The following is a 26,660-nucleotide window of genomic DNA, read 5'->3' as shown; positions in this document are numbered from 1 at the left end:
GGCGGCGGCTCTCTCAGTCCTCGGAGGGGATGACGTAGAAGGGGAAGACGAGATTGCGGGGGTTGTTGGCACCGCGCACCCGGTAGCGGATGTCGATGTACAGCGTGGTCGGCTCCCCGGGCACGGGGGCGACCGTGACGTCCTCCACCTCGATGCGCGGCTCCCAGCGGTCGAGCGAGGACATCACCTCGTACCGGACCCGGCCCATCGTCGCGTCGTTGACCGGGGCGAACACCAACTCGTGCACCGCGCAGCCGAACTCGGGCCGCATCGGCCGCTCGCCCGGCGCCGTGGCCAGGACCAGGCGCATCGACTCCTCGATCTCGCGGTCGCGCCGGACCAGGGCGATGGAGCCGCTCGGCCCGGTGCGCAGGGGAAAGGCCCAGCCCGCACCGACGAAGTGCTCACTCATGGCTTCCTCCTTCCGATCAGAACGGCAGGTTCGCCGCGACGGGGTTCGGCATCGGCACGGTCGAGGTGACGAACATCGGCGCGTTGACGACGGCCTGGGTCAGCGCCGACACCTTGAACTTCGCCCCGGCCTTGATGTCCACGCCGAGGCCCGCGTTCAGCCGGATCCTCCCCGCGGCGGAGAGGGTCAGATCCATCCCCGACTCGACCGTGACCCCCCGGGCCCCGCTGATCGTGACCGTGCCGTCGCTGTCGATGGTCAGCGTCGTACGGGCCTCGTTCAGCTCGACGCTCAGCCCGCCCTTCGACGTCCGCAGCCGGATGCCGTGCGAGGCGCGGGTCCGGCCGCCCTCCTCGCGCAGCTCCACGGTGTGCCCGGTGCGCGAGGTCAGGGCACGCCACTGGACCCGCCCGCTCGTCGGGTCGACGGGCGCCACCCGGTCCGTCGCCGGCGTGTGCCGGTCGACCCCGTTGTACAACCCCGCGAGGACGTAGGGGTGTTCGAGCGAACCCCGGTCGAAGGCGCACAGCACCTCGTCGTCCACCTCGGGCAGCATCAGACCGCCGCCGCCGCGCCCGCCGAGCTGGGCGACCCGGCACCAGCCGCTCTCGTACGTGGCCGACAGCCACGGGAAGCGCAGCCTGACCCGGCCGAGCGACAGCGGGTCCTTCGTGTTGGTGACCAGCGCGACCGCGACGCCCGGCATCGGCGGCGCGGGCTCGCCGCCGCCCGAGGCCGTTCCGTACAGCGAACGGAACTGGCGGCCCGAGACCGTCAGCCACGTGGTGAACTGCCGTCCCGAGGCGAAGACGTGCCGTACCCCGGTCGCGGTGTACCGCCCCTCGAACGGGAAGCCCGCGCCCTTCACGGCCACCGGCTGCCCCGGTTTCAGCGAGGGATTGCCGGTGACTGCGACCTCCACCTCCGCGAACGAGCCGGTGACGTCGTCGGCGAGGGCCGTGGCCGCCTGCGTCACCTCCGACTGCGTCGTGAACGGCGTCCCGGTCGCGGCGAGTTCGGAGGCGCCGAACGGGGCCGACAGCTGCGCCGGGGTGATGTCGGAGACGATGTCCCGGCTCGCCACGGCGGGCGTCGGCGAGGACAGCGCCTGCTTGGTACGGGGATCCCAGCCCCGCACGTCGACCTTCCCGACCTGCCCGGCGGCCGTCACCGACACCCGGCTGTGCAGTGTGTTCGCCCCGAAGTCCAGGACGTACGGGCTGGCCGCGGCCGGCGTGGTGTCGGCGGGCGCGGACGAGGCCGGCGGCAGCGCCGCGAACCCGAGCCGGCCCGCCGCGTCGACGGAGAGCCGCACGTCGTTCTCGCGCGCGAGCCGGGACAGGAAGTCCCAGTCCGTGATGTTGGGCTGGGTCGCCAACTCGTAGACGGTGGGCGTGGCTTCGACCTTGCCGAGGGGAATGCGGTTGAGCCCGGCGAGCTTGCGCACGATGTCGGACGCCGTCATGTTCGGGTAGCCCTCGACGCGCCGGTTGCGCAGCAGCCGGTGGCCGGGGTCGTAGCCCCGCAGGATCAGGTACCGCCCGTGCCCGGGAGCCGCGTCCACCTCCACGGCCGTGACCTCGCCGGTCAGCATCGGTTCACCGAGCCGCCCGTCGGTGAACGGCGACAGCACCGCCATGGCCCCGACCTTCAGGAAGGGGAACTTCTCGGTGAGCGTCCCGTCCTTGTCGCTGAACGTGAGCTGGAACGCGGACGGGACGTTCACGCTCGCGTCCACCCAGCCCTCCGTCAGCCGGACCGCCAGAGGGTCCGGGAGCGGCGTGCCGTCGAGCTGCACGTGGAGGACGGTGGTGAAGGTCTTCTCGCTCATGAGGCGCCCTCGGTCTCCGGCATGTCGGTGGTGGACGGGAGCAGCAGTTCCGTGCCCGGGCGCAGCCGCATCGGATCGTCGATGCCGTTCGCCTCCGCGATGACCCGCCAGCGCGTCGCGTCGCCGTACTCCCGCCAGGCCAGCGAGGCGAGCGAGTCACCCGCGACGGTGCGGTGCGCCTTGCGGGCCGACAGCGCGCCGGACGTCGGGTTCTGCTTCTTGGTCGCGGTGGCGACCTCGGTCAGCGAGAGCGAACAGGTGGCGCGGATCGGAATCCCGCTCGGACTGAAGAGGGTGTACGTCGCGGACACGGACGTCACGTACGCGACGAACCGCACCGTCGAGAACGAACCCCACGAGAACTCCACCCACGGCGGCGACGGCGCCTTCGCGCCGATGCTCTGCTGCGTCACCTCGCAGCAGGACAGCAGAAGCTCCACCTGCTGCTGGACGTCGTTGGACGAGGGATCGTCCGACCGGTCGAGGAACACCTCCAGCTCCAGCCGCGCGGGCTCGCTGCCGGTGAACTTCGGCGGCGCGCCACGGGTGTACGCGACGGCCGGCTCCGTGTGCCAGTGAGCGGACCGGCTGAGCTGCAACTGGTCCGGATTGAACTGGAACTTCACCTCGCCCATCCGGCCGCCCATCGAACCGCCCAGGTCCGTCGGCGGCTGATGGATGGCGAGCGAGGCGCGGGACAGCCCGCGGGCCGCCAGGGCACCCATGATCCCGGCCATCTCAGGCGCCCCCCGCGTCGGTGAAGCCGTGGTGCGCGATCTCCAGCGTCTCGGTCGCGACCGCAGGACTGGCCGGGTCCAGGGTCGGGCCCGTCCACCGCACCGGCAGCACCTCGACGAGACCCCACTGCGCCACCGTCGAACCGTCCGCGCGCAGCGCCGCGATCTGCGCCGTCGGGCGCGTGATGCCGGTGGCGAGGGACGAGATCCAGGCGGCGACCTTGGCCGTGTCCGGAGTCAGGGGACGGCTGAGGCGGATGGTGGAGAAGGAGACGCGTGTGGGCAGCTGCCAGACGAAGCCGTTGTTGCCGCCCTCCCGGCGCTGCTCCACCTCCACCTCGGAGGACAGGCCGTCGCAGCCGTTGAACAGGCCGAGGTCCTGGCCGTCGATCGTGAGCTTGAAGAAGACGGTGGATGCGGGATCCAGCTGCGTGGGCATGAGGAGGGTCTCTCGGGTAGGCGGTTGCGGTGTTTCTGCGGTCAGTGGCCGTGGTCGCGTAGCCGGCCCACCCGCTCGCGGTCGGCGCGGAGCTCGGCACGCAGCAGACGCGAGAGCGGGGTGACGAGGCGACGGGCCAACTCGTCGAGATGGGTGGGTGACTCGGTCCCGGTCGGCGATGCCGGGGCCGAGCCGCCGGGCGGGGCGGCAGCCGTCCCGGCGCTCCGCTGTACGGAGGACGGGGCGGGCGCGGTACGGGCGACGGCGGTGGGGCGCGGTGTCCTTGGCGCGGCACCGGCACCGGCTCCGGGAGCGGCGGTGGTCGTGCGGATCGGCACGGGGAGCACCGGCGGGGGAGCGGGGGCGGGCGCGGGAGCGCTCTGGCGCTGTACGACCACCGGGCGGGCGACGGGCCGCGTGGCGGACGGCGCGGCGAGCGGGACGACGAGAGCCTGCGTGGTGGGGGCGGTCGCCGGGGCGGCGGACCGCTGGACGGCGTTGCCGGGCGCGGGAGACGGCGCCGGCCGGGAGAGGGGGGCCACCGGGGCGCCGGCGGGTCCGGTCGCCGGGCGCGGGGCGGCTCCGGCGGGCACGCCGGCGGGCGCGCCTGCGGTGCCGGGGAGGCTCGGTGCGAGCGGTCGGTCGGTCGCGAGCGGCAGGACGGAACGCCGCTGGACGGTGGGTGCGCCGGCCCGGGGGACGTCGGTGACGGTGACCACGGGGAGCGGCACGGGGGCGCCCGACGGAGCCGATGTGACGGGGAGCGGCTCGTCCCTGACCGGCTCGGCGTGGCGCGGGCCCGCCGGGGTGCCGGGGGTACCCGGGGCGGTGGGCGACGCCGGGGCCGTCGGCCGGGGCGCCTCCGCGCGCTGGACCGGGGGGGAAGCGGGTGCCGCGGCGGCGGACGACGGTGTGACCGGTGCCCCGATCGGGGACCGGCGCGGTGTGGGCTTCGCCCGCGGCGACGGCGAGTCGGCGCCGGACCGCTGCACGGGCGCGCCGAGTCCCGGCCGGGCCGGGGGAGTCGCCGCGGCGGAACGCGACTCGGGTGCCACCGGGGGAGCGGGGGGCGGCGTGGGCGCCGTCGTGCTCCATTCGGCGCCCGGGGCGCGCCGCGAACGCCGCACGGAGGGGCGGCGCTGCACCGGAGTGTCGGCCGCGCCGAGGGGAGTCCCGGGCCCAGCGGGGGAAGCAGGGCCCGGGACGTTCTGGGGCCGCCCGGGAGCCGGAGGCTCGGGGGCGGGGAGGGCGGGCGCGGCCGTGGGGGCCGCCGCCCGCTGGACGGAGACGGGACGTGCGGAACCGGCCGGGGCCAGACGCCGTGGCGGCTGTACGGGCCGGGCGGAGACCAACGGCGAGCGCCGCGCGGGCGCGGGCCTGACGGGCCCCGGCGGGGTGGCCGCACGCGGAATGACGACGGCGTCGCCCACGGGCGGTGTGGAAGAGGGGGCGGGGGCGGCGGACCGCTGTACCGAGGGAGGGGTGGAGCGGGGAGCACGGGAGGGAGGGGTGCTGCCGCCCCGTACGGGAGCGGCGGTCTCGTTCCGCACGGTCCGGGGGGCGTCGCCCCGCACCGGGGTGACCGTCTCGTTCCGCGCGGACGCCGGGGCGTCGCGCCGTACCGGAGCGCCTCCTTCGTTCCGTACGGTCCGGGGTGCCGCGCCCTGTTCCGGAGCGTTCCTTCCCTTCCGTACGGGCGCGGGGGCGTCGCGCTGCAGGGGAGCGCCTCCCTCGTTCCGTGCCGAACGGGGCACGCCCCCTTGCGTAGGAGCGCCCGCTTCGCTCTGCACCGGAGCGCTGCCCTCGTTCCGTACGGTCCGGGGGGTGTTGCCTCGTACAGGGGTGCCCGGTTCGTTTCGTGCGGGCCGGGGCGCCGCGCTCCGGTCCGGAGCGCTGCCCTCGTTCCGTACGGGCCGCGGTGCATGGCCTTGTTCCGGAGCGCTGCGCTCGTTTCGTGCCGGCTGGGGGGTGTCGCCTCGCGGAGGAGTGCTCGTCTCGTTCCGTGCGGGCCGGGGTGCCTCGCTCCGCACCGGAGCGCTTTCTCCGTTCCGTACGGGCCCGGGGGCGTCGCCCCGTACAGGCGCGCCCGTCTCCTTCCGTACGGGTACGGCCTGGTCCGTCCGTGGCGCGGCAGCGGCGGCACGCTGTACCGGCGCGGGCATTCCACCCCGTACCGGAGCGGTTGCCTCACCCCGTACCGGGGCAGCTGCGGCGCCACGCACCGGAGTCGTCGCCTTCCCGCGTCCCGGGGCAGGGACCGGAGCGGGCGCTTCGGCCCGGGCGCGGGACGGTTCGGTCGTCCCCGGCCGTGCCGGGACGGCGGCCCGTACCTCGGTCGAGGCCGGGCGGGACGCCCGTACGCCCTGCCGGTCCGGCGCCGCCGCAGCGCGCTGGACGGACGGTGCGGCCTCACCCGACGGGCCGGCGGCGGTCGCCTGCCCCGCAACCGGCAGCCGCAGCCCCGGCAGTTCGGCAGCCGGCCCGCCCGACGGCTCCCGTACGGGACGCACGGCGTCGAGGAGTACGCCGCCGGGCGCGTCCGGCAGCGCGCCGTGGCCGAGGCCGGTGTCGAAGGAGGGGTTCCAGTGGGTGGCGAGCGACGCGGCGAAGCCGTGCTCCGTGAGGGTGCGCGGAGCGTCGTCGAGGACGCGCCGGACGGGCGGCACGGTCCGCCACGCGTCCCCGGACGCGACGGCCGCGACGGGCGCCGCGACAGGCGCGGACGCACCGGCCTCCGGCGCGGACGACCTCCGTGCCCGCCACTTCTCGAACATGCCCACCTTCTCCAACCTCCTTTCCCAGTACTGCCCTTACGCCTGCGACCGCTCCACCAGCGAGGCCACCTGTGCCACGTACCTGCGCCGGTCCGCGTGCTCCAGGTCGAGGATGTGGTCCATGCCCCAGTGGAAGTGGAAGGCGAGGTACGCGGTCTCCTCCTCGATCCGGTCGGCCGCGTACGTCACGATTCCCCCAGGCGGCTCCCGGCCAGCTCGACCTCGAAGGACTCCTCGCAGTGGGGGCAGGCGACGGCGGCCCTGGTGTGGCCCTCCGCGTTGATCTGCCGGTAGAAGTCCTGGAGGAACGCCAGGTCGGAGGCGAACATGTTCTCCACCGTCCCGTCGTGGACCGACGGGAGCGTGCCCAGCCGGGTGATGACCCGGCCGAGCAGCACCACGGACAGGTACGCCGGGTTCTCGCGGACCCGGATGTCCCGCAGGGGGAGCAGCTCGTCCCGGGCCGTGGCGAGCCGCATCGCCCCGTGCCGGTGCACGGTGCCCGCCTCGTCGACGAAGCCGCGCGGCAGCTCGAACTCGAACTCCGTGCGCAGCGGCTCCTGCGGGCGGTCCGGCTGCGATCCCGCCGATCCTTCGCGTCGCATCAGCCGAGCGTCAGCTCTTCGAAGGTGATGGTGACCTGCTCGGTCAGGGCGGCGGCGTCACCGGCCTTTGTCGAGCTCAGTTCCACCTTGGTGCACCAGGCGTTGCGGAGGTTGTACCGCTTCACCTCGGTCAGCTGGTAGTCGAGGAAGATGATGGACGCGTCCTTGCGGGCCGAGCCCATGTCGCCGGCGATGGACGCGGAGATCCACTCGGTGAAGGCGGCGGACTGCGTGGCGCCGCGGGTCACCGTGCACTCGCCGGCCTTCTTCACGCCGGGGAGCTTCTTGATGATGGGCTTGCCGTCCGCCGAGACCTGCTGGAACTCGATGACGTCCTGCTCCATCGTGAGGCCGCTGATCTCCTGCAGGGTCTCGACCATGACGCCGTCGATCTGCAGGCCGAAATTGTGGGTGGTGAGGGCGTCACCGGTGTCGAGGGACATGCGGTTCACTCCTGTTCATGAGGGGGGTCGGGAAAGTCGGGGTGGGGCGGAGCGCGGGGAGGACTACTCCTCCAGCTCGCCGCCGCCCCCCTGGAACTGCGCGAGGCGGAAGACCACGAACTCGGCGGGCTTCACGGGGGCGATGCCGATCTCGCACACGACCCGGCCGAGGTCCACCGACTCCGGCGGGTTGGTCTCCGCGTCGCACTTCACGTAGAACGCGTCCTCGGCGCGCTGGCCGAACAGGGCGCCCTGGCGCCACTCGTTGACCAGGAAGGCGGAGATGTTGCGGCGGATCCGTGCCCACAGGGACTGGTCGTTGGGCTCGAAGACGACCCACTGCGTCCCGACGAGGATCGACTCCTCGAGGTAGTTGAAGTAGCGGCGCACGTTCAGGTAGCGCCAAGCCGGGTCGGAGGCCAGGGTCCGCGCGCCCCACACCCGGATGCCCCGGCCGGGGAAGGCGCGGATGCAGTTCACGCCGACCGGGTTGAGCAGGTCCTGCTCACCGCGGGTGATCTGAAGCTCCAGGTCGACCGCGCCGCGCACGATCTCGTTGGCGGGGGCCTTGTGCACACCGCGCTCGGAGTCGTTCCGCGCCCAGACGCCGGCCATGTGGCCGGACGGCGGGACCGTGCGGGTCTGGCCGCCGGCCGGGTCGAAGGACTTGATCCACGGGTAGTACAGCGCCGCGTACCGGGAGTCGTAACCGGCGGTGTCCTGGCGCCACTTGCGGACGTCCCGGGCGTTCAGACCCGGCGGCGGGTCGAGGATCGCCATCCGGTCGCCCATCAGCTCGCAGTGCGCGATCAGACCGAGCTGGACGGCCTTGACCTGCTCCAGGTCGATGAGCCCCTGCTGGTAGGCGGCCATCAGGTCCGGCACGGCGACCATGTTGATCTCGTCGAAGGCCTCCAGGCCTCCGAAGCCGGTGCGGTCGGCGGAGTCGCCGATGAACTGCCCGGACTCCATGGCGGCGGGCGCGTCGACCCGCGCCACGACCGGTGCGGGGGCCGGGGCGGGCGGGGCGAGGGTCACGGTCTGCGCGTCGGGCCTGACGAGCTGCGCGCCGGCCGCGGCCTCCTCCAGGACGATCGTCTTGGAGCGCTGCTTGACCTGGGCGACGACGTAGTTGCGGGCGCTCTTCTTGGCGGAGGCGTCGAAGCTCTCGACGACCTTCTCGCCGTCCTTGACGACCAGCTTGAACCGCTCGGCCTCGCCCTCGACGTCCTGCACCTCGACGGTGAGCGCCCCGCCGGCCTCGGTTCCCGCGGTGAGGGCCGCGACCCGGAAGGTGCCGAGCGCGACGGCCTCGCCCGCGGTGAGCTCGCGCGGAGCGGCGGTGCCGGCCCCGACGGGCTCCGTGGCGCCCTGGGCGTCCCCGCCGCCCACGCGCACGACGTAGGCGGCGGTGCCGCCGTTGTTGAAGAAGCCGTAGACGGAGTGGGCGAGGTAGTACCCGTCCGTGAAGTCGCCGAACGACGCCACGTACTGGGACCAGTTGGTGACGAGCACGGGCTCGTTCAGCGGTCCGGCCGGCGAGAGTCCGACGAAGGCGGCGACCGAGGTCCCCACACCCTCGATGGGGCGGGAGCCGCTGGCGACTTCCTCGACGTAGACGCCGGGGGACAGGTAGGTGGGCATGGTGCGTGCTCTCCTTGGACGGGGCGGTGTGGACGGAAGTGAGGTCTGTTCCGGGCGGCAGGACGCTCGCTAGCGGTTCGACTTGCGCAGCGTCGCCTTCCCGACGTCGGTGGCCGCCCAGCGCACGAACCGGTCGCCGGCGGCGGCTTCGAACTGCCTGAGCGCCTGCTGGTCGCTCACCTGGATGGAGACCCCCAGGGCGTGCTGGTTCTTCGAGGGCTTGATGTGGGCGCGCAGCGTGGTGAACCCGACGATCTCGCCGTCCGCCCCCCGCTCGGCCTTCCCGTGGATGTGGAGCTCCCAGGCGTTGATCCACTGCAGCTTGCCGGTCTCGGCCGTCGGTTCGAGGCCCCACGCCCCGCCGAAGGCGTCGGTCGCGCTGTCGTAGTCCGACGCGTAGTAGACGGCCGATCCGGAGGACTTGATCCTCACCATGGACGCCTCGAAGAGCCGCCCCACCTCCTCCGCCGACCGGCCGCCGCTCTCGGCGCGCAGCTGCTGCATCTCCGCGCTCGTCGAGACCACCGTCGACTGGATGGCGCGCCGGAAGCCGTCCAGCGCGAGGAAGAACTTCCGCGCGGTGTCCGTGCTGGAGGCCCAGGCCTGCTTGGCCAGCTTCCTGAGCTCCTTGTCGTGGGCCGCGAGCCGGGCGTCGCCGAACGTGGTGTACACGCGGGCGATCTGGTCGAGGTGGGGCCGCGCCTCGGTGACGGCGCCCCGCAGGTACGTCACCTGGTTGCGTACCGCGGTGATGCGCTCGGCCGGCGTCCCCATCTCCGGTTGGGTGCCCTCGATCACCTGCTGGACCGCGGTGATCCCCGGATGGTCGCCCTGCGCGTGGCGCGTGATGGTCTGCGGTATCTGCGCCAGGACGCCTTCCAGCTCCGCCTCCAGCCGGACGCAGTCCGCCTTCTCGTCCTCGGTGAGCCGCTGGACCGGCGCGTCGGTCCCGGGGGTGAGCGGGGCCGGGGCCGACTGGATCGCCGTGCCCGGCTCGCGCACCGGAGCCGGTCCGCTCAGGGCGCGCGTCGCGTTCGCCTCCGCCTCGCGCTCGAAGCGGTCCGACGGGTCGGAGACCTTCAGGCCCGAGCCGTCGTCCGTGCCGGCCACCGGGCCCTTTCGCTGCTGGATCACGTGGGTCAGCTCGTGTGCGAGGGTGTGCCGGTCGGCGCCGCCCTCACCGATGACCACGTGGGACCCTGAGGTGTACGCACGGGCACCCACCTCGGCCGCCGAGACCTTCGCCGCCGCGTCCGTGTGCACGCGTACGTCGGAGAAGTCCGCGCCCAGCCGTGACTCCATGTCCGCGCGGACCGAGTCGTCCAGCGGGCGGCCCGCCGAGCGCAGCACATCGGGGACGGTGGACCGCTGGACGGCCGCCCCGTGCCCGCAGCCCGCGCCGTGCACGTGCGTGTCGTGGTCGGTCGTGCGCTGTACGGCTTCTCCGTGCCCGCAGCCCGCGCCGTGGACGTGCGTGTCGTGGTCGGTCGTGCGCTGCACGGTTTCCCCGGGCCCGTCGCCCGTCCCGGGCGTGTCCCGGCGTACCGCCGCTGCGAACGCCGCGTTCCCCACGGCACGCTGCAGTGCGGCCGCCGCGTCGGGGGCGAGGTGCGCCGTCCCGCCGGCGGCGGCGAGCCGGGCGGCGTCCTCCGGCAGGGACGCGCGGGCAGGGCGCTGCACCGGGCGGTCGCCCCGCTGCGCTCCAGGCCCCTCGCGGTGTGTCGACTCCATCGCGCTCGCCCTCCCCTTGACTCGTGGACATCGGCCGAACGTCTCCGACTCTCGCCGAGCCCCGGCCGCCCCGACGAGGGAGAAAGGGGCGCCGACGAGGGCAGCCGGGGCTGCCCCAACGGTCACGCCCCCGGGCCCGCCCGCACGGCACGGGTGCCGTCGGGGCCGGCGGAGCCGTACGACGACGGAGGATCCCCGGGGGCCCTTGACACCGGGCCCGCGCATGCGAGGCTGGGGCCCCGACCGCACCCGCCCCGGCGGGGACCGGCATGGTCCCGGGACTCCGTCCCCGACGCCGCCAAGGGGCGTGGGGGCAGGCCATGTTGCCCCCGCACCGGCACTTTCGGGCATCCCGAACGCGCCCCCGCCGCCCTAGCCTGCGCTCATGACCATGTGGACCTCTCTGGACCCGGCCGATGTGACCACCGAGCCGGGGGCCCGGACCTCCGCCCGGTTGCGGGTGCGCAACACCGGGGACACCGTCGAGGAGTACCGGCTCTCCCTCGTCGGCAAACCTTCGGGCTGGTCCCGGGTGGAGCCGGACGTCCTCCGTCTCTACCCGGGCAGCGAGGGGACCGCCGAGATCACCTTCGCCCCGCCGCGCTCGTCGGACGTGGAGGCCGGACCCCTCGCCTACGGCATCCGGGTCGACCCCCGGGAGAACTCCGCCGCCCGCGACGTGGTGGAGGGCCGGCTGACCGTCACGCCCTTCACCGAGACCCGCGCCGAGGTGCTGCCGCCCGCGCTCTTCGGCCGTTTCCGCGGCCGGGCCCGCATCGCAGTCGACAACCTCGGCAACACGCCGCTGACCGCCTCCCTGATCGCCCGCGACGAGGCCAACCGGCTCACCTTCGACGTACGGCCGAACGCCGTGCAGATCGCGCCCGGCCGCGCCGCCTTCGGGGAACTCGTCGTGCGTCCGCAGGCCGTGCGGTGGACCGGCGCCGAGGAGTCGCACCGGTTCACCGTGGCCGTCCGCCGGGCGGGCGACGACACCGCCCTCGACCTGGAGGCCACCTACGACCAGCGGCCCGTCTTCGGGAACTGGCTGGTCGTGGTCGGCGGACTCCTGGTGACCGCGGCCATCGCCTTCGCCGTGCTCTGGTTCGGCTTCTCCCCGAAGATCGTCAGCGCGGCCAAGGAGATCCAGGCGTCCGGCGCGCCCAGACCCGCGCCGCAGGGCGACGGGGACGAGCTGCCCGACGCGCCCCCGCCCAGCGCCACGGCCCCCACCCCCGGCGGGCCGCCGCCCGGCGACGAGCCTCCGCCGGTGGACGGGGGCGGCCCCCCGCCGCCCGCCGAGGGCAACGGGGGCGGCGGCGACGCGGGCGGCGGGGCCACCGGAGGCTCGGGCACGTCCGGCGGCTCCGGCGGAGGCGCGCCGACCGACCCCGGCCCGGGCGACGGCGGCGACAAGCAGCCCGCGCCCCCGCCGGCGTCGGCGAAGCCCGTCCCTCCGTGGGTCCAGGGCAACGTGAAGGACGTCGTCGTCGAGTACGCCCAGGAGCGGCTCGCCCGCATGAGCAGCAGCAACCCCTGCCGTCTCACTGGGAACTGGAGCCGCGGTGTGATCGACAGCGCGACGCGCGACTCGATCGCCTGCTACCAGCGCGCCGTCGTCGCCGACGCCGAGAACGGCAAGAACTCCGGCGAGATCCTGAACACCGACGCGCCCGGCACCCTGGGGCGCGCCACCCTCCTCTCGCTCTGGGCCCAGGGCGTCACGCCCGACGAGGTGAGGTCCGGAAGCAGCACGATGGAGAACTACCAGCTCATCGCGGGCTTCTGGTGGGCGTACAACCGCAGTTACTCCGCGGACGACCTCTCCAAGGCGCGCATCCGCGCCCAGAGCGGCGTCGACAACCTCCGTACCGGCAAGGTGACGCCCATCCGCTACAACAGCAGCGTCGCGGAGCACATCCGCCAGTACCAGACGGCCGTCGGGCTCAATCCCACGGGCGAGACCGACTGGCCGACCCTCCGCAAGATGGTCGGCGGCAGCGTGATGTGAGCCGGCGACGGCCATGAGGCGACGGCAGAGGGGGCCACCCGTGCGGGTGGCCCCCTCTGCCGTCGCCTCATGGCGTGTGCCTCATGGCGTGTGCCTCATGGCGTGTGCCTCATGGCGTGTGCCTCATGGCGTGTGCCTCATGGCGTGTGCCTCACGGCGCCCAGGGCGCGCCCGCGTCCAGGACCAGCCGCCCCGCCTTCTGGTACTCGCGCCGCGCCCCGGCCCGTACGTCCTCGCCGGTCACCGCCGAGCCGCGGGCCGCCGCCAGATAGCCGGCCGTCACCGCGGCCGCGCGGATCGCGCCGCCCGCCAGCTCGAACTCCCCGGCGCACCGCGCGATCTCCTCCGCCACGCCCTCCGCCTTCGGCGTGCCCGCCAGGCAGGAGTGCCAGAGCGAGACGCGCTGTGCCGGATCCGGGAACGGGAAGTCGACGACCAGGTCGAGCCGCCGGGTGAACGCCTCGTCGATGTTGGCCCTGAGGTTGGTCGTCAGCACCGCGATCCCGTCGAAGGCCTCCAGGCGCTGGAGCAGATAGGCGCTCTCCAGGTTGGCGTACCGGTCGTGCGAGCTCCTCACCTCCGAGCGCTTCCCGAAGACCGCGTCGGCCTCGTCGAAGAGGAGCACGCAGTCCGTGCGGTCCACCTCGGTGAAGATCCGCTCCAGGTTCTTCTCGGTCTCCCCGACGTACTTGTCGACGACCGACGACAGGTCCACCACATAGAGGTCCAGGCCCAGTTCACCCGCGACGACCTCCGCGCCGAGGGTCTTGCCGGTGCCGGACTCCCCGGCGAACAGCGCGACGACGCCCCGGCCCCGCCCGCCGCCGGTCCGCAGCCGCCACTCGCCGAGCACCCGGTCCCGGTCCCTGGCCCGGCCCGTGAGCTCGCGCAGCAGCCCCAACGGCTCCTCGGGGAGCACGAGGTCGGCGAACCCGACGGCGGGCCTGATCCGCCGCGCGTGGCTGTCGAGGAGCGGCGCCGAGACCAGCCGGGCACCGCGCTGCACCTGCGCGAGGGTCAGCGGGGTGCCCTCGAACGCGGCGAGCGCCCGGGCGGACCGCGCCGCCCGGCGTACCTGATCGCCGCTGAGACGGTACGGGGCGGTGGCGGCGTCCAGGTCGAAGTCCACCGACAGCGCCCCGAGTTCCCGGTGCCACAGATCTTCCGGACCCGCCGTGCCTCCCGGAGCGTCGACGGCGACGAGCTCCGCCTCCGGGGCCCACCGGGGATCGGGCGCCTCGGTGCCCGCCAGGACCACCGTGGTGGCGGACCGGGCGAGGACACGGACCAGCGGTCCGGGCCGCGCGGGCAGCGGCTCGACGACCACGGCGGCGCCCCGGAGCCGTGCCTCGCGCAGCAGCACCCGCGCCGCCGTCTCGTCCACGGACTCCGGCCGGTACCGCAGCACGGGCCGACCGGCGGTGCGCAGCGCGGCCACCACACCGTCGGTCGCGGCCCCGGGGACACGCTCCCGCAGATGCACGGTGACGGGCCCGGCGGCGACGACCCGCGCACCGAGCGGCGTGGCCGCGGCGGCGGTGTCCGCCGGGAGCGGCGGCAGCCACTCCACCCCGGCGTCCAGGAGCCGGGCGTCGAGGCGTCCGTCGTCGCCGAGGAGGTGCGCCACCACCCGCTCCGGCACGCGCAGGGCCCGCCCGGGCAGCGGCCGGTCCTCGTCCTCGATCTCCAGGAGGCCGCCGGACCGCAGCGGCGCGGCCGGGTGGAAGCGGTCGCGGGCGGCGGGATCGAACGGGCCGGTGCCCGCCAGGTCCAGGGCCAGCGCCACGGTGGCGCGGCGCCGGCCCACGTCGTCGTTGAGGTAGCCGTACAGCGCCTCGAAGCCCCGGTCCACGTCGGGCGCGAGCGCGGCGACGAGGATGTGCGCGTCCAGCGCCGTGAGCCCGAAGGCCCGCGCCAGCCCGGCGAGCCGGTCCGGTCCGCCGAGCCCGGGCAGCGGGACCCCGTCGCCGTGGACCACGGCCGGCGACGGCTCCGCGGCGATCCTGCGGGCGGTCTCCTCCGTGACGTACAGGCCGCGCAGCGGGTCGCCCGCCGTGGGGTCGCCGGCGCTGCGGGCGTCCACGAGCGCGGCGACCCGGGCCCGGAGCGCGGCGACCGAGCCCAGCACGCCGCCCGGATCCGTACCCTCGTCCCCGGTCACGCGCCGCCCTCCCCCCGCGCGTCCGGCCTGACGCCGACACGCCGGCGCATCCGGGGCCTGGAGTCGGCCGGGACGCCGTCGATCCCGCGCACGAGGACCTCCGCCTCGGTGACCGGCGGGGCCACCTCGTACACCGGGGTGACGGGGAAGGGGGTGCTGATCACGACGTCCAACGAGGGTTTGAGCTCGCCCCCGAGCGCCGACCAGATGTCGGCGAGCGAGCGCGACTCGGCGGGCGGCACCGCGACCGAGAGGGGCAGGGACGCGGCGAGCGGGCGGACGGACTCCGGCACCGTGTCGCCGGACAGCACCTCGTGCGGCAGGAGCAGCGCGAGCGCGCCCGACAGGAGCCGGTGCTCGTCCTCGGGCCGTGAGGTCCAGGCGGTCACGAGGTACGAGAGGCGGAACCAGCGCGGCGGCTGGCGCCTGCGCGTCACGATCCCGTCGGCGTCCCGCTCGGCGAGGGCGCCGCGTTCGCGCCGGGCCACGTCCTCCCGGATGTCGTACAGGTAGGCGTTGAGCGTGGGGGCGTTGCGGCGGGCCGCCCAGTCGCGGGTCGGCGCGTCGAAGGCGACGTCGCCCGTGACGGCGGGGGCGAGCAGCCGCCGCAGGGCCTCGTCTATCTCGTGGATCATCAGATGTAGCCTTCGCGGAGCGCGTACGCGACGGCATGCGCCCGGTTGGTGAGCTGGAGACGGGTCATGAGCGAGTGCAGGATGTTCTTGACGGTGCGCTCGGAGTAGGCGAGCTTCTCGCTGATCTGCCGGGTGTCGAGCCCCTCGGCGAGGAGGCGCAGCACGTCCACCTCGCGCGGCGCCATCCCGAAGAGGGGCGCCGTCCCGGCGGCGCCGGTGCCCGCCGCCGTGGCCCGCTGGAGCCGGCCCACCTGGTTGAGCAGCCGGCTCACCAGGTCGGGCGGCAGTTCCCCCTCACCGCGTGCCGCACTGTGCACGGCGCTCAACAGCTTCTGTTCGGTGGCCTGATGGCGCCAGATGATGGCCCGCACCCCGTACTCGACCACCGCGAGGAGGTCGGGTTCGCGCAGCTCGCGGGCGATGAGCACGACGCGCTGGTCGCGGCCCCGCAGCAGGCGCCGGAGCTCCGCGGTGGTGGTGTCGTCGATCCGGTCCGCCAGCATCACGGCCACGGCGGGGGCGTTCTCGCTCCCGTCGTCGGGCTCGGGAACGAAGTCGATGCTCGGCTGGTGCCGTAAATGGCTGATGAGCCCGGCCCGGCTGAGCGGATCGGATGCGTGGACGGTCACCGTCACCCGTGTGGTGAGCACTTCCGCTACCTGCTCTTTCTCACTCGCCTCGGCCGTCCGGGCGTCGGTCGGGCGCCCGGGGGTGACCGGCGTGGCGACGGCGGCGGCCTCCCGGCCGGCGCGCGCCACGCAGGGTGAGGCTCCCCGTGGTCTGCTGGTCCGTGTCCGGTACACCGGACACGTTGGTCTCTACCAGCTTCCCGCGCGGTACTCACGTCTCGCTAACGCCCCGCTGCCGCGGTTCGGGACCTCGCGGCAGGGCCCTCCACAACTCTCCTCCCGTGTGGCGCCCGCCACTTGGGGTGCTCGTCCGGCAGCGGATCCATCCTTCGCCCCCCGGAACGCCGCCGCGCCCGGTGCGGCGGCCAAGGGCCCCGGGGGAGTGGCGGTTCGGTCAACCCCGGCGGGTCAGGAGGCCCTGCTCCAGGGCCACGACCACGGCGCGGGTGCGGTCGCTGACGTCCAGCTTCGCGAAGACGCGCAGGAGATGGGTCTTGACCGTGGCCTCCGCGATGACGAGACGCCGGCCGATCTCGGCGTTGGAGAGGCCGTCGGCCACCGCGCCCAGCACGTCCTGTTCACGCGCGGTCAGGACGACCGGGGCGGGCCGGCGCATCAGGGCGACCAGGCGTTCCGCGACGCGGGGCGCGAGGACGGTCTCGCCGCGGGCGGCGGACCGGACGGCCTCGGCGAGCTGGTCGGCGGTGGTGTCCTTCAGGAGGTAGCCGACGGCTCCGGCCTCGACCGCCCGCTCGATCTCGACGTCGGTGTCGTACGTGGTGAGGATGAGCACCCGGGTGGGGGCGGGGCCCGCCGTGATCGCGGCGGTGGCCTCGACCCCGTCCATGACCGGCATCCGCAGGTCGACGAGCGCGACGTCGGGTGCGAGCCGCTCGACGAGACCGAGGGCCTCGCGGCCGTCGCCCGCCTCGCCGACGACGGTGACGTCCGGGACCGGCGCCAGGAGGGAGACCACTCCGGCGCGCATCACGGCGTGGTCGTCGACGACCACGACGCGGAGGGGCTCGTGGGATTCGGGCATGTCAGGGCCGTCCGTTCGTGTGGAAGGTCGCGAGGACGCGGGTGCCGTCCCCGACCGAGCTGGTCACCGTCAGTTCTCCGTCGAGCTCGTCGAGCCGCCTGCGCATGCCGTCCAGACCGAAGCCGCGCGACTCCTCCACCACGAAGCCCCGTCCGTCGTCGGTGATCTCCAGGTCGATCGCGTACGGACCCTGGGTGAGGACCACGCCGACGGTGCTCGCGTCGGCGTGCTTGCGCACGTTGGCCAGCGACTCCTGGGTGCAGCGCAGCAGGGCGATGCGGGTCTGCTGGTCGCAGTGGACGTCCTCGGCCAGCTCCGCGTCGACCGCGATACCCGTGTCCTGGGTGAACCGTTCCAGGGTGCGGCGCAGGGTCGGCACCACCGAGCCGGGCCGGAGTCCGCTGTGCGGGGCGGCGCCCACCAGGACCCGGGCCTCGGCGAAGTTCTCGCGGGCCGTCCGCTCGATGGAGCACAGCTGCCGGGCCGTGTGCTCCGGGTCCGCGTCCAGTCCGGCCCGTGCGGCCTCGGCGAGGACGATGATGGAGGCGAAGCCCTGGGCGAGGGTGTCGTGGATCTCGCGGGCCATCCGCTCCCGTTCGTCGGCCGCGCCCTCGCGGCGGTGGGCCTGGGCCAACTGCTCCTGAGCCACGGAGAGTTCGGCGGTCAGGGCGACGGTGCGGGCCTCGCCCTCCGCGGCCAGGCGGTGGACCAGAAGCCCGACCAGGACCGAGACGATGTATCCGGTCAGGGCGACGGCCGCGTTCCCCGGCGAGTCGTACAGGATGCTTCCGGCGGCGGTGGCCGCGGCGGCGCAGCCGCTGACCAGGACGGCGAATCCCCGGCCGCGGGAGTGGAACCAGAACTGCGGGAGCGCCGCGACGAGCAGGGCCGCGCCGCCGCCGGGCAGAACGGCCATCGCTCCGACGCCGGCGGCCAGCGCCGCGAGGTAGGCCGGCCCGTGGTCGCGGGTGCGGTGGACGGCCGTGTAGGCGAGGGCGGCCCCGAGCAGGGCCAGGACGGCCCATCTCGGGGGGCCCGCGTCGTCGCCGACGGCGATGAGGGGTGGGGCGAGACCCAACAGCAGCCAGGCGGCGGTGTACCAGCGTCGGAGGGTCGTGTCGGTCATGCGGTCAGCCTACGGACGTGGGCTGACGCTCCGTCGGCGCGGGCCGGGCGGCCGGGCGCGCTCCGCGTGACGGCCACCAGTTCGCCTCGCCGAGCAGCAGCATCAGGGAGGGCAGCACGAGGACCCGGATCACGAAGGCGTCGAGGAGGACCGCGACCGCCAGGCTGAACCCGATCTGCTTCATCTCGATCAGGTGCAGCGCGGCGAAGCTCGCGAACACCGTCACCATCACCACGGCCGCGCTGGTGACGACCCCGGCGGACGAGGAGAGGCCCTGGAGGACCGCCTGCCGGGTGGGGACGCCGGAGAGGCGGGCCTCGCGGATCCGGCTGATCACGAACACCTGGTAGTCCATGGAGAGTCCGAAGAGGATCACGAAGAGGAACAGCGGGACGCGGGATCCGATCGAGCCCGTGGACGTGAAGTCGAGGATTCCCTCCGCCCATTCGTGCTGGAAGACCAGGACGAGGAGACCGAGCGAGGCGAACGCGGAGAGCAGGTTGAGGACGACGCCGACGAGTCCGAGGACCACGGAGCGGAACGCCCACACGGTCATGACGAAGGTGACGAGGAGCAGGGCTCCGATGATGACCGGCAGCTTCCGCTTCTGGTGCGCGGGGTAGTCGGCGTAGCGGGCGACCTCGCCGGTGACGGCGACCTCGGTGCCGGAGAGGGCGCCGACGGTCGCGGGCACGAGGCGGCCACGGAGCAGGTCGAGCGAGGCACGGGCCTCCGGGCTGTTCACGGAGTGCGGGACGGCCAGCTCCAGGAGCGCCGTCCGGCGGTCGGCCGAGGTGCGCAGGACGGGGGTGCCGCCGATCGCCGGGTCCTCGGCGCGCGCCCGGTCCGCGAGCGCGCGCAGGGCGCCGGCCACCTCGTCGGACCGCTCCGCGTCCGCTCGTACGACCACCTGGTGCATGGCCTTGAGTTCGGGATAGGCGGCCATCAGACGGTCGTAGGTCCGCATGGCGGGGATGGCGCGGGAGTGCGTCTCGCGGCTCATCTCCGTGATGTCGATGTTCAGGACGGGCAGGGCGAGTGCGAGGAGCGCGAGGGTGGACACGGCGAGGGTGACGGCGGGGTGCTCGGCGACGGGCCTGAGGACGGCGGCGGTGATCCGGCCGCCGGCCCGGCTCGTACGCGAAGCGCGGTTCCCTACGGGCTTCTTGCGGTCCCTGCGGCGTTCGGCGCGGTCGCCGAGGAGGGCGAGGAGCGCGGGCAGGACGGTCAGCGAGCTGAGGACGGCGACCAGGGTGACGACGACCGCCCCGGTGGCGATGGAGGAGAAGATGACGTCGTCCGCGAGGTACAGCGTGGCGCTGGAGACGGCCACGGCGAGCCCGGACACCACCACGGCCCGGCCCGAGGTCGCGGCGGCGAGCTCCACGACGGCCTGGGTGCCGAGGCGTCCGCCGGCGGCCCGGGCCCGCTCCTCGCGCTCCCGCTTCAGGTAGAAGAGGGTGTAGTCGACGCCGACGGCGAGGCCGATGAGAAGGATGACGTTGGTGCCGACGCCGGCGTCGGGGAAGACGTGCGAGGCGATCATCGAGAGGCCGACGGCGGCCACGATCGAGGAGAGCGCGAGCAGCAGCGGCACCACGGCCATCACCACGGAGCCGAAGACGATCAACAGGGTGATCAGGGTGACGGGCAGCGCGATGACCTCCGTACGGGAGAGGTCGTCGCCGCGGAGCGTGTCGACTCCCTTGCCGATGGAGGGGCTGCCGACCTCCTCGACGAGCAGCAGGGGGTGCGCGGCCCCGACCTCGGCGGTCTGCGCGAGCAGCGCGTCGACGTGTTTCTTCCCGTCGAACTCGGCGCCCTTCATGGTGACATCGACGCGCAGGGCGGTGTGCTGCGCGTCGGCGACCGGCGCGGCCACCGACAGCACTTCGGGCAACTGCCGCATCCGGGAGCCGATCTCGCGTGCGGCGGCCTCGGCCTCGGCCCGGTCGAGGGGGCCGGAGCCGGGCGCGGCCGTGATGAGGACGCGTTCGAGGGGCTTCTGCTGGAGCCCGCCCCCGGCGGCGAGGGCCTCCGCCCGGCCGGCCTCGCCGATGCGGAAGTCCTCCGTGGTCGCGGGGTGGGAGCCGAGGGCGAGGCCCGCGCCCAGGCAGAGGGCCACGAAGAGGAGCCAGCCGATCAGCGCGTACCAGGGGTGGCGGGCGCTGTGGCGGGCCATCCGTACGGTGGGGTTCGTCATGCGTCCCAGACTCGTCCGCGGAGCCTTCCCGCCGACAGGTTCGGCCGGTTGAACCTGGTGTCCACCGGTCGGTGGACACGGGACCGTCTGCGCGGATCGGGCCGGGCGGCGCCAGGTCACGTCCGGCCGGGTCACGTCATGCCGGGCGACGTCACGTCAGGTCGATCGGCTGGTCGGGGTCGAGCTTGACGCCCAGCCGCGTGGTCGCACTCGCGAGCACCCCCCAGAGCGCGTCGCTCAGGAAGTCGGTCAGGTCGTCGAGGGAGCTCCGCGCTTCGGGGCGGGCCGCCCACTGGTTCACCACGCCGTCCACGAGGCCCACCATGCCGAACGCCAGGTTGAGGTTGAACCCGGTGGGTGCCGGCCCGTCGTCGAGGAAGCGCTCGGCGTACGTGTCCAGGAGCAGGGCCAGGCGGAGGGCGATGGCGGTGCGGGTGCCGGTGACGGCGGGGGAGCCGGTGCCGAGGAAGCGGTGGAGGTGGGGGTGGAGCGCCACCCAGCCCACGTAGGTGGCGGCGCCGAGCTCGATCGACTCGCGGATGGTGCCCTTGGGGTCGAGGGCGGGGGAGAGCGCGGCCATCAGCTCGTCGGTGATGCGCGCGCGGATCTGCTCGTCGAGGTCCTCACGGCTGCGGAAGATCCGGTAGACGACGGAACGGGGCATCCCCGCCTCGGCGCCGATCGCCGCCACGCTGACCGCCGGTCCCTCGCGGCCGATGACGGTCAGGGCCGCGGTGAGCACCTGGTCCCGGCGCTCGGCGCGGTGGCCGGTCCAGCGGGTGTCGCGGCCGTCGGGGCGCCCGTCGTTGCGTGTGTCTCTGTCCTCGGCCACGGCCTGGATCGTACCCGCCGACCCGCACGGATCGACGCGCAAGGGGTGGCGCACGTCACGTTACCGCCAGTACCCTGGACGCGGTGACACAGGTAAATTCCGGGCCGGGGGAACCTCCGGGGGAGAATGCACCGCCACCACCGGCCGCAGAGGGGATCGACATGGAGAACCAGCACGTCGACGTGCTGATCATCGGCGCGGGGCTGTCCGGGATCAGTGCCGCCTGCCACCTGCTCGCCGGCAACCCGGGCGTCACGTACGCCCTCATCGAGCGACGCTCCGGGATCGGCGGCACCTGGGACCTGTTCCGCTACCCCGGCATCCGCTCGGACTCGGACATGTACACCTTCGGCTACGGCTTCCGCGCCTGGCACGGCACCAAGGTCCTCGCCGGCGGTTCGGACATCCGCCGCTACATCCGCGCCACCGCCGAGGAGCACGGCGTCACCGACCACATCCGCTTCGGCCGCCGGGCCGTGCGGGCGGACTGGTCCGGCGACGAGGCCCGCTGGACCGTCGAGACCCTCGACGAGGCCACCGGCGAGACGCACGTCCTCACCGCCCGCTTCCTCGTCGGCGCCACCGGCTACTACGACTACGACGCGGGCCACCGCCCGGAGTTCCCCGGCGAGGAACGCTTCCGGGGCACCCTCGTGCACCCGCAGCACTGGCCCGCGGACCTCGACCACACGGGCAAGCGCGTGGTCGTCATCGGCAGCGGCGCCACCGCCGTCACCCTGGTCCCCGCGATGGCCCCCGAGGCCGCGCACGTCACCATGGTCCAGCGCTCGCCCACGTACGTCCTGGCCCTCCCCGCCGACGACCCGCTCTCGGTACTCCTCCGCCGGCTGCGCGTCCCGGCCGCGGTCGTCCACCGGATCGGCCGCACCCGCAACATCGCGATGCAGCGCGGCCTCTACGCCCTGTGCCGCAAGGCCCCCCGGCTCATGCGCAAGGTCCTCCTCGGCGCCGTGCGGGCCCGGCTCGGCAAGGGCGTCGACATGCGCCACTTCACCCCGTCCTACAAGCCCTGGGACCAGCGGCTGTGCGTCGTGCCCGGCGGCGACCTGTTCAGGGCGCTCAGGAGCGGCCGGGCGTCCGTCGTCACCGACCACATCGAGACGTTCACCGAGACCGGTGTCCGGGTCAGGTCCGGCGAGGAGATCCCCGCCGACATCGTCGTCACGGCCACCGGCCTGCGCATGCAGCTCGCCGGCGGCATGGAGATCGCGGTCGACGGCAAGCCCCTCGTCACCCGCGACCACCTGCTCTACAAGGGCGTCATGCTGGACGGCGTCCCCAACCTGGCGATGATCATCGGCTACACGAACGCCTCCTGGACGCTCAAGGCCGACCTCGCCGCCGCCTACGTCAGCCGCCTCCTCGCCCACATGGACCGGCACGGCCTCACCGCCGTCACCCCGGTCGCGGACGAGGCCGACCGGTCCTCCGTCTCGGTCATGGGCGAGTCGCTGACCTCCGGTTACATCGCGCGCGGCGACGCGATCATGCCCCGGCAGGGCACCCGCGACCCGTGGCGCATCTGGAACAACTACTACCGCGACCGCCGCGCGCTGCGACGGTCCCCGATCGAGGACCCCGCGCTCCGCTTCGACCGCGCGGTGCCCCCGGGGCGGCCGGCCGACCGGCAGGACAGGACCCCCGCGGCCTGAACCCGCCCCGCCCCCCGCCCCCTCCGGACAGTCGACCGCGAGAGACCGAGGACGATGATGACCAGCGTGCAGAGTTATCACGAGAGGCTCCGGACCCTGTCCGAGGCCTCGGTGCACATCCACTTCGACGCGTTCACCGACATCGACTGGGACCACCCCGACTTCGCGATCGACCCGGCGGACCCCCGCTGGGTGCTCCCCGCGGCCGACCCCCTGGGCGGCCACCCCTGGTACCGGGAGCAGCCGCTGGAGGTGCGGACGCGCATCGGACTGTGGCGGTACGCCAACATCGTCAAGGTGGGCATGCAGTTCGAGAACGTCCTCATCCGCGGGGTGATGGACTACCTCTTCTCCCTGCGCAACCAGGACCCGGAGTTCCGCTACCTCACCCACGAGGTCACGGAGGAGTGCCACCACACCCAGATGTTCCAGGAGTTCGTGAACCGCGCGGGCGCCGACGTGCCCGGCGGGCGACGCTCCTTCCGCGTCCTCAGCCGCTTCCTGCCGCTGGCCGGATCCCTGGTCCCCGAGTCGTTCTTCACCGGCGTCCTCGCCGGGGAGGAGCCCATCGACCACCTCCAGAAGGCGATCCTGCGCGGCGGCGAGGACATGCACCCGCTGATGCGCCGCCTCATGCAGATCCACGTCGCCGAGGAGGCCCGGCACATCTCCTTCGCCCACGAGTTCCTGCGCGTCAAGGTCCCCGGCTACGGCCGGGCCCGCCGGGGCGCCCTGTCGGTGGCCTTCCCGGTGATCATGCGGGTCCTCGGGGACGTCATCATGGTCCCCGACCGGAAGACCGCCGAGACGATCGGCGTGCCCCACTGGGTGATCAAGGACATCTTCTGGAAGTCGCCCGACGGCGAGAAGATGCTCCGCGACCTCTTCTCCGACGTGCGGATGCTCGCCGAGGACATCGGCCTGATGAACCGGGCCTCACGGCGGATCTGGAAGGCGCTGCGCATCGACGGCCGCCCGTCCCGCCACCGGGGTGAACCCGCCCCGTACGCCGCCTGACGCCGCGGCACCCGAGAGCCGTCACGGCGCATCCGCGAACGGAGAACCATGCCCTACGTCGTCACCCGGTCGTGCTGCGCCGACGCCTCCTGCGTCCTGGCCTGCCCGGTCAACTGCATCCACCCCGCCCCCGGCGAACCCGGCTTCGGGCAGACCGAGATGCTGTACGTCGACCCCCGCACCTGCGTCGACTGCGGCGCCTGCACCTCGGCCTGCCCGGTGGACGCGCTCAAGCCGCACACCCGGCTCACCGAGGCGGAGCTGCCGTTCCTCGAACTCAACCGCGCCTACTACGACGCCCATCCGCACGAGGACCGGACACCGATGGCCGTCGTGCCCCCGCAACGCCGCATCCCGGACGCCGAGTTGAGGGTCGCTGTCGTCGGCGCCGGACCGGCGGGGCTGTTCGCCGCCGACGAGCTGCTCCGGTACCCGGGCGTGACCGTCACCGTCCACGACCGGCTCCCCACCCCGTACGGGCTCGCCCGCGCCGGAGTGGCGCCCGACCACCAGGACACCAAGCGGGTCGCCCGGCTCTTCCGGGCCGTCGAGAGCCAGCCCGGCTTCTCGTACCGCCTCAACACGGAGATCGGCCGCGACCTGCGCCACGAGGACCTGGTCCGCGACTTCCACGCCGTGGTCTACGCCGTGGGCGCGGCCACGGACCGGCGGCTCGGCATCGACGGCGAGGACCTGCCCGGCAGCGCCTCCGCCACCGACTTCGTGGCCTGGTACAACGGCCACCCCGACCACGGCGCCGACCACTACGCCCTGGACGGCGAGAGGGCCGTCGTCATCGGCAACGGCAACGTGGCCCTGGACGTCGCCCGCATCCTGACCGCCGACCCCGACACCCTGGCCCGCACCGACATCTCCGACCGGGCACTCGCCGCGCTGCGCACCAGCCGCGTCCGCGAGGTCGTCGTCCTCGGACGCCGGGGTCCCGCCGAGGCCGCCTTCACCCTGCCGGAACTGCTCGCCCTCGCCGCCCTCGACGGCGTCGACGTCCTCGTCGAGGACCGGCCCGAGGACCTGCCCGGCGACGACACCCCGCGGATCAGGGTCCTCGCCGAACTCGCCGCGAGGACCCCCGTCCCGGGACGGCGCCGCATCGTCCTGCGCTTCCGCACCCGCCCGACGGAGATCCTCGGCGACGACCGCGTGACCGGGCTGGCCGTGGAGGGGACGGGACCGCGCGCCGTCGAGGGCACCGGGACCGTCGAGGCGTCGCTCGTCCTGCGCGCGATCGGCTACCGCGCGCGGCCCGTCCCGGGCCTCCCGTTCGACCAGGCGACCGGCACGGTTCCCCACGAGCGGGGCCGCGTCGAGCCGGGCGTGTACGTGGCCGGCTGGATCAAGCGCGGCCCCAGCGGGTTCATCGGCACCAACAGGTCCTGCGCCCGGGAGACCGTCTCCGCGCTCCTCGACGACCTCGAAGCCGGCCTGCTCACCGCCCCCGCCGACGGCGGTCCGGTGGGCGCCGGGCACCCGGAGGCCGTCGGTCTCGACGGCTGGCGGGCGATCGACGGGCGGGAGCGCGCCGAGGGGGAGCGCCAGGGGCGGCCCCGCGTCAAGCTCGTCGACAGGGAGGCCCTGCTCGAAGCGGCCCGCTCCGGCGACCGGCCCCGCCGCACCGGCGGGCTCTTCTCCGGCCGTTCTAGCGCCGGGTCGACGCCCGGGGGCGGAAGCGAGCCCGCGTGAGGCGGGGCGCTTCGGTGGGGCGGCCGGCGATCAGGTCCTGGAGGATGTCGAGGAGGGCCGCCGAGGTGTCCACCGGGTTCAGCTCCAGGGCGGAGATGGCCGGACGGCTGTTGCGGGCGTGCTCGGAGTCGGATCCCGCGGCCACCATGGTCCGTGCCGGGACCCGCACGCCCCGTGCCGTGAGCCCGCGCTGCACACCGGCCGCGTGCCGTCCGGTGAGGCAGAAGACCGCGTCCGGGACCCCGTCGTCGACGAGCCGGCCGGCCAGCGCCACACCGCCCTCGACGCCCGCGCGCTCGGGGAGTTCGTACAGCCGGGGCGTGCTGCCGCGCTCCGCGCACCAGCCGAGGTAGATCTCCTGGTGTTCGAGGTTCCAGGCGTTCGGGTCGGTGCCGCGTACGAGCGCGACGGAGCGGGCGCCCGCGGCCGCCAGGTGGTTCAGGACCAGGTGCGCGGAGACGGCGTCGTCCTCCGAGGCCCAGTGCGTGAAGTCGGGGCGCCCGGGCGGGCGGCCGTGGGTCACGTACGGGATGCCGCGCTCCTCCAGGCGGGCGATCACCGGGTCGTCCACGTGCGGGTTGGTGACGATGTATCCGTCCAGGGAGAAGGCGAGCGGTGGAACCGGAGCCCGTGTCAGGTCCGGCACCAGCATCAGGCTGAGGCCGCGCGCCAGGGCCTGTGAGGCGGCCGCGCCCACGAACCGCTCGAACACGTCCACGCCCGCCGGCGCGTAGTCGCCGAGGGCGTCGAGGGAGCGCAGCACCAGACCGACGGCCCCCATCGTGGAGCGGCGCAGTCCGCGCGCCAGGGCGTCGGCCTCGTACCCCATCTCGTCGGCGACGGTCCGGATGTGCTCGCGCGTGGCCCGGCTGAGGGTCCCCTTGTCGTTCAGGGCGTGCGAGACGGCGGTGATGGAGACCCCCGCCCTGCGCGCCACGTCCTTGATCGTGATGCCCCGCGTCCGTGCCACCGCGCCGCCCGTCCTGAAACGAATGCTCCGAATACTTCCCCGAA

General features: G+C 74.0%; 22 protein-coding genes. 4 read left to right on the top strand and 18 right to left on the bottom strand.

Annotated features, from left to right (window positions below; all coding sequences use genetic code 11):
- Window positions 1-13 precede the first annotated feature (13 nt).
- From ACN9MM_RS03685 to ACN9MM_RS03640, 10 genes are all read right to left on the bottom strand, one after another.
- Window positions 14-412: a GPW/gp25 family protein gene (locus ACN9MM_RS03685; RefSeq protein ID WP_382871179.1), complete on the bottom strand. Its 399-nt coding sequence runs from the start codon at window positions 410-412 to the stop codon at window positions 14-16.
- A 16-nt stretch (window positions 413-428) separates the two neighbouring features.
- The gene (locus ACN9MM_RS03680; protein ID WP_426362256.1) at window positions 429-2,243 is read right to left on the bottom strand and encodes a VgrG-related protein; all 1,815 of its coding nucleotides are present in this window, start codon (window positions 2,241-2,243) and stop codon (window positions 429-431) included.
- Entirely contained in the window at window positions 2,240-2,980 is a 741-nt protein-coding gene (locus tag ACN9MM_RS03675; RefSeq protein ID WP_382871184.1) for a LysM peptidoglycan-binding domain-containing protein, read from the bottom strand. The genes ACN9MM_RS03680 and ACN9MM_RS03675 overlap by 4 nt, the downstream gene beginning before the upstream one ends.
- A 1-nt stretch (window position 2,981) precedes the next feature.
- Window positions 2,982-3,419, bottom strand: a complete 438-nt coding sequence (locus ACN9MM_RS03670) for a phage tail protein (RefSeq protein ID WP_426362255.1) — start codon at window positions 3,417-3,419, stop codon at window positions 2,982-2,984.
- 41 nt (window positions 3,420-3,460) lie between these two features.
- Complete coding sequence (locus tag ACN9MM_RS03665) at window positions 3,461-4,150, bottom strand: hypothetical protein (RefSeq protein WP_426362254.1); 690 nt, start codon at window positions 4,148-4,150, stop codon at window positions 3,461-3,463.
- 2,079 nt (window positions 4,151-6,229) lie between these two features.
- Window positions 6,230-6,382, bottom strand: a complete 153-nt coding sequence (locus tag ACN9MM_RS03660; RefSeq protein WP_426362253.1) for a DUF6760 family protein — start codon at window positions 6,380-6,382, stop codon at window positions 6,230-6,232.
- Window positions 6,379-6,798, bottom strand: a complete 420-nt coding sequence (locus ACN9MM_RS03655; RefSeq protein WP_382871190.1) for a hypothetical protein — start codon at window positions 6,796-6,798, stop codon at window positions 6,379-6,381. Before ACN9MM_RS03655 ends, ACN9MM_RS03660 begins: the two co-directional genes overlap by 4 nt.
- Window positions 6,798-7,241: a phage tail protein gene (locus tag ACN9MM_RS03650; RefSeq protein WP_030693830.1), complete on the bottom strand. Its 444-nt coding sequence runs from the start codon at window positions 7,239-7,241 to the stop codon at window positions 6,798-6,800. The genes ACN9MM_RS03655 and ACN9MM_RS03650 overlap by 1 nt, the downstream gene beginning before the upstream one ends.
- Window positions 7,242-7,304: 63 nt before the next feature.
- Window positions 7,305-8,885: a phage tail sheath subtilisin-like domain-containing protein gene (locus ACN9MM_RS03645; protein ID WP_426362252.1), complete on the bottom strand. Its 1,581-nt coding sequence runs from the start codon at window positions 8,883-8,885 to the stop codon at window positions 7,305-7,307.
- A gap of 69 nt (window positions 8,886-8,954) precedes the next feature.
- Complete coding sequence (locus tag ACN9MM_RS03640) at window positions 8,955-10,616, bottom strand: DUF4157 domain-containing protein (RefSeq protein ID WP_426362251.1); 1,662 nt, start codon at window positions 10,614-10,616, stop codon at window positions 8,955-8,957.
- Between the two features lie 385 nt (window positions 10,617-11,001).
- Between ACN9MM_RS03640 and ACN9MM_RS03635 the strand changes: the two genes are divergently transcribed.
- On the top strand, window positions 11,002-12,627 hold the full coding sequence (locus ACN9MM_RS03635) for a hydrolase (protein ID WP_426362250.1): 1,626 nt from the start codon (window positions 11,002-11,004) through the stop codon (window positions 12,625-12,627).
- Between the two features lie 151 nt (window positions 12,628-12,778).
- Here ACN9MM_RS03635 and ACN9MM_RS03630 read toward each other — a convergent pair whose 3' ends face one another.
- The 7 genes from ACN9MM_RS03630 to ACN9MM_RS03600 all read right to left on the bottom strand — a co-directional run bounded on the left by ACN9MM_RS03630 (window position 12,779) and on the right by ACN9MM_RS03600 (window position 21,255).
- Window positions 12,779-14,788, bottom strand: coding sequence for an ATP-binding protein (locus ACN9MM_RS03630; protein ID WP_426362249.1), 2,010 nt, complete (start codon window positions 14,786-14,788; stop codon window positions 12,779-12,781).
- Window positions 14,785-15,423 (bottom strand): DUF4255 domain-containing protein, encoded by a 639-nt coding sequence (locus ACN9MM_RS03625; RefSeq protein ID WP_426362248.1) that lies wholly within the window; start codon window positions 15,421-15,423, stop codon window positions 14,785-14,787. Before ACN9MM_RS03625 ends, ACN9MM_RS03630 begins: the two co-directional genes overlap by 4 nt.
- Window positions 15,423-16,073, bottom strand: a complete 651-nt coding sequence (locus ACN9MM_RS03620) for a helix-turn-helix transcriptional regulator (protein WP_426362247.1) — start codon at window positions 16,071-16,073, stop codon at window positions 15,423-15,425. Before ACN9MM_RS03620 ends, ACN9MM_RS03625 begins: the two co-directional genes overlap by 1 nt.
- A gap of 373 nt (window positions 16,074-16,446) precedes the next feature.
- Window positions 16,447-17,094, bottom strand: a complete 648-nt coding sequence (locus ACN9MM_RS03615; RefSeq protein WP_426362246.1) for a response regulator — start codon at window positions 17,092-17,094, stop codon at window positions 16,447-16,449.
- A 1-nt stretch (window position 17,095) separates the two neighbouring features.
- Window positions 17,096-18,220 (bottom strand): sensor histidine kinase, encoded by a 1,125-nt coding sequence (locus tag ACN9MM_RS03610; RefSeq protein WP_426362245.1) that lies wholly within the window; start codon window positions 18,218-18,220, stop codon window positions 17,096-17,098.
- A gap of 4 nt (window positions 18,221-18,224) precedes the next feature.
- Window positions 18,225-20,423 carry an MMPL family transporter gene (locus tag ACN9MM_RS03605; protein ID WP_426362244.1) on the bottom strand — a complete coding sequence of 733 codons (2,199 nt, stop codon included), beginning with the start codon at window positions 20,421-20,423 and terminating at the stop codon, window positions 18,225-18,227.
- Between the two features lie 151 nt (window positions 20,424-20,574).
- Window positions 20,575-21,255 (bottom strand): TetR/AcrR family transcriptional regulator, encoded by a 681-nt coding sequence (locus tag ACN9MM_RS03600; RefSeq protein WP_426362243.1) that lies wholly within the window; start codon window positions 21,253-21,255, stop codon window positions 20,575-20,577.
- Window positions 21,256-21,416: 161 nt separating this feature from the next.
- On the opposite strand from ACN9MM_RS03600, the gene ACN9MM_RS03595 reads away from it, so the two are divergent.
- From ACN9MM_RS03595 to ACN9MM_RS03585, 3 genes are all read left to right on the top strand, one after another.
- Window positions 21,417-22,928, top strand: coding sequence for a flavin-containing monooxygenase (locus ACN9MM_RS03595; protein ID WP_426362242.1), 1,512 nt, complete (start codon window positions 21,417-21,419; stop codon window positions 22,926-22,928).
- Between the two features lie 66 nt (window positions 22,929-22,994).
- Window positions 22,995-23,945, top strand: a complete 951-nt coding sequence (locus ACN9MM_RS03590; protein WP_426362241.1) for an AurF N-oxygenase family protein — start codon at window positions 22,995-22,997, stop codon at window positions 23,943-23,945.
- A 48-nt stretch (window positions 23,946-23,993) separates the two neighbouring features.
- Complete coding sequence (locus ACN9MM_RS03585) at window positions 23,994-25,646, top strand: FAD-dependent oxidoreductase (RefSeq protein WP_426362240.1); 1,653 nt, start codon at window positions 23,994-23,996, stop codon at window positions 25,644-25,646.
- Here the strand turns inward: ACN9MM_RS03585 and ACN9MM_RS03580 are convergent.
- On the bottom strand, window positions 25,603-26,616 hold the full coding sequence (locus ACN9MM_RS03580; RefSeq protein ID WP_426362239.1) for a LacI family DNA-binding transcriptional regulator: 1,014 nt from the start codon (window positions 26,614-26,616) through the stop codon (window positions 25,603-25,605). The genes ACN9MM_RS03585 and ACN9MM_RS03580 overlap by 44 nt on opposite strands.
- Window positions 26,617-26,660: the final 44 nt, after the last annotated feature.

It is taken from the genome of Streptomyces sp. E-08 (assembly GCF_049913095.1).
Classification (GTDB): Bacteria; Actinomycetota; Actinomycetes; order Streptomycetales; family Streptomycetaceae; genus Streptomyces.
This window is presented reverse-complemented; position numbering and strand designations above follow the sequence as displayed.

Coding starts and splice junctions, on each gene's coding strand:
- ACN9MM_RS03605 (WP_426362244.1), bottom strand. CDS start 20,423: ATGACGAACCCCACCGTACGGATGGCCCGCCACAGCGCCCGCCACCCC.
- ACN9MM_RS03625 (WP_426362248.1), bottom strand. CDS start 15,423: ATGATCCACGAGATAGACGAGGCCCTGCGGCGGCTGCTCGCCCCCGCC.
- ACN9MM_RS03670 (WP_426362255.1), bottom strand. CDS start 3,419: ATGCCCACGCAGCTGGATCCCGCATCCACCGTCTTCTTCAAGCTCACG.
- ACN9MM_RS03675 (WP_382871184.1), bottom strand. CDS start 2,980: ATGGCCGGGATCATGGGTGCCCTGGCGGCCCGCGGGCTGTCCCGCGCC.
- ACN9MM_RS03645 (WP_426362252.1), bottom strand. CDS start 8,885: ATGCCCACCTACCTGTCCCCCGGCGTCTACGTCGAGGAAGTCGCCAGC.
- ACN9MM_RS03585 (WP_426362240.1), top strand. CDS start 23,994: ATGCCCTACGTCGTCACCCGGTCGTGCTGCGCCGACGCCTCCTGCGTC.
- ACN9MM_RS03635 (WP_426362250.1), top strand. CDS start 11,002: ATGACCATGTGGACCTCTCTGGACCCGGCCGATGTGACCACCGAGCCG.
- ACN9MM_RS03685 (WP_382871179.1), bottom strand. CDS start 412: ATGAGTGAGCACTTCGTCGGTGCGGGCTGGGCCTTTCCCCTGCGCACC.
- ACN9MM_RS03655 (WP_382871190.1), bottom strand. CDS start 6,798: ATGCGACGCGAAGGATCGGCGGGATCGCAGCCGGACCGCCCGCAGGAG.
- ACN9MM_RS03680 (WP_426362256.1), bottom strand. CDS start 2,243: ATGAGCGAGAAGACCTTCACCACCGTCCTCCACGTGCAGCTCGACGGC.
- ACN9MM_RS03640 (WP_426362251.1), bottom strand. CDS start 10,616: ATGGAGTCGACACACCGCGAGGGGCCTGGAGCGCAGCGGGGCGACCGC.
- ACN9MM_RS03595 (WP_426362242.1), top strand. CDS start 21,417: ATGGAGAACCAGCACGTCGACGTGCTGATCATCGGCGCGGGGCTGTCC.
- ACN9MM_RS03610 (WP_426362245.1), bottom strand. CDS start 18,220: ATGACCGACACGACCCTCCGACGCTGGTACACCGCCGCCTGGCTGCTG.
- ACN9MM_RS03615 (WP_426362246.1), bottom strand. CDS start 17,094: ATGCCCGAATCCCACGAGCCCCTCCGCGTCGTGGTCGTCGACGACCAC.
- ACN9MM_RS03650 (WP_030693830.1), bottom strand. CDS start 7,241: ATGTCCCTCGACACCGGTGACGCCCTCACCACCCACAATTTCGGCCTG.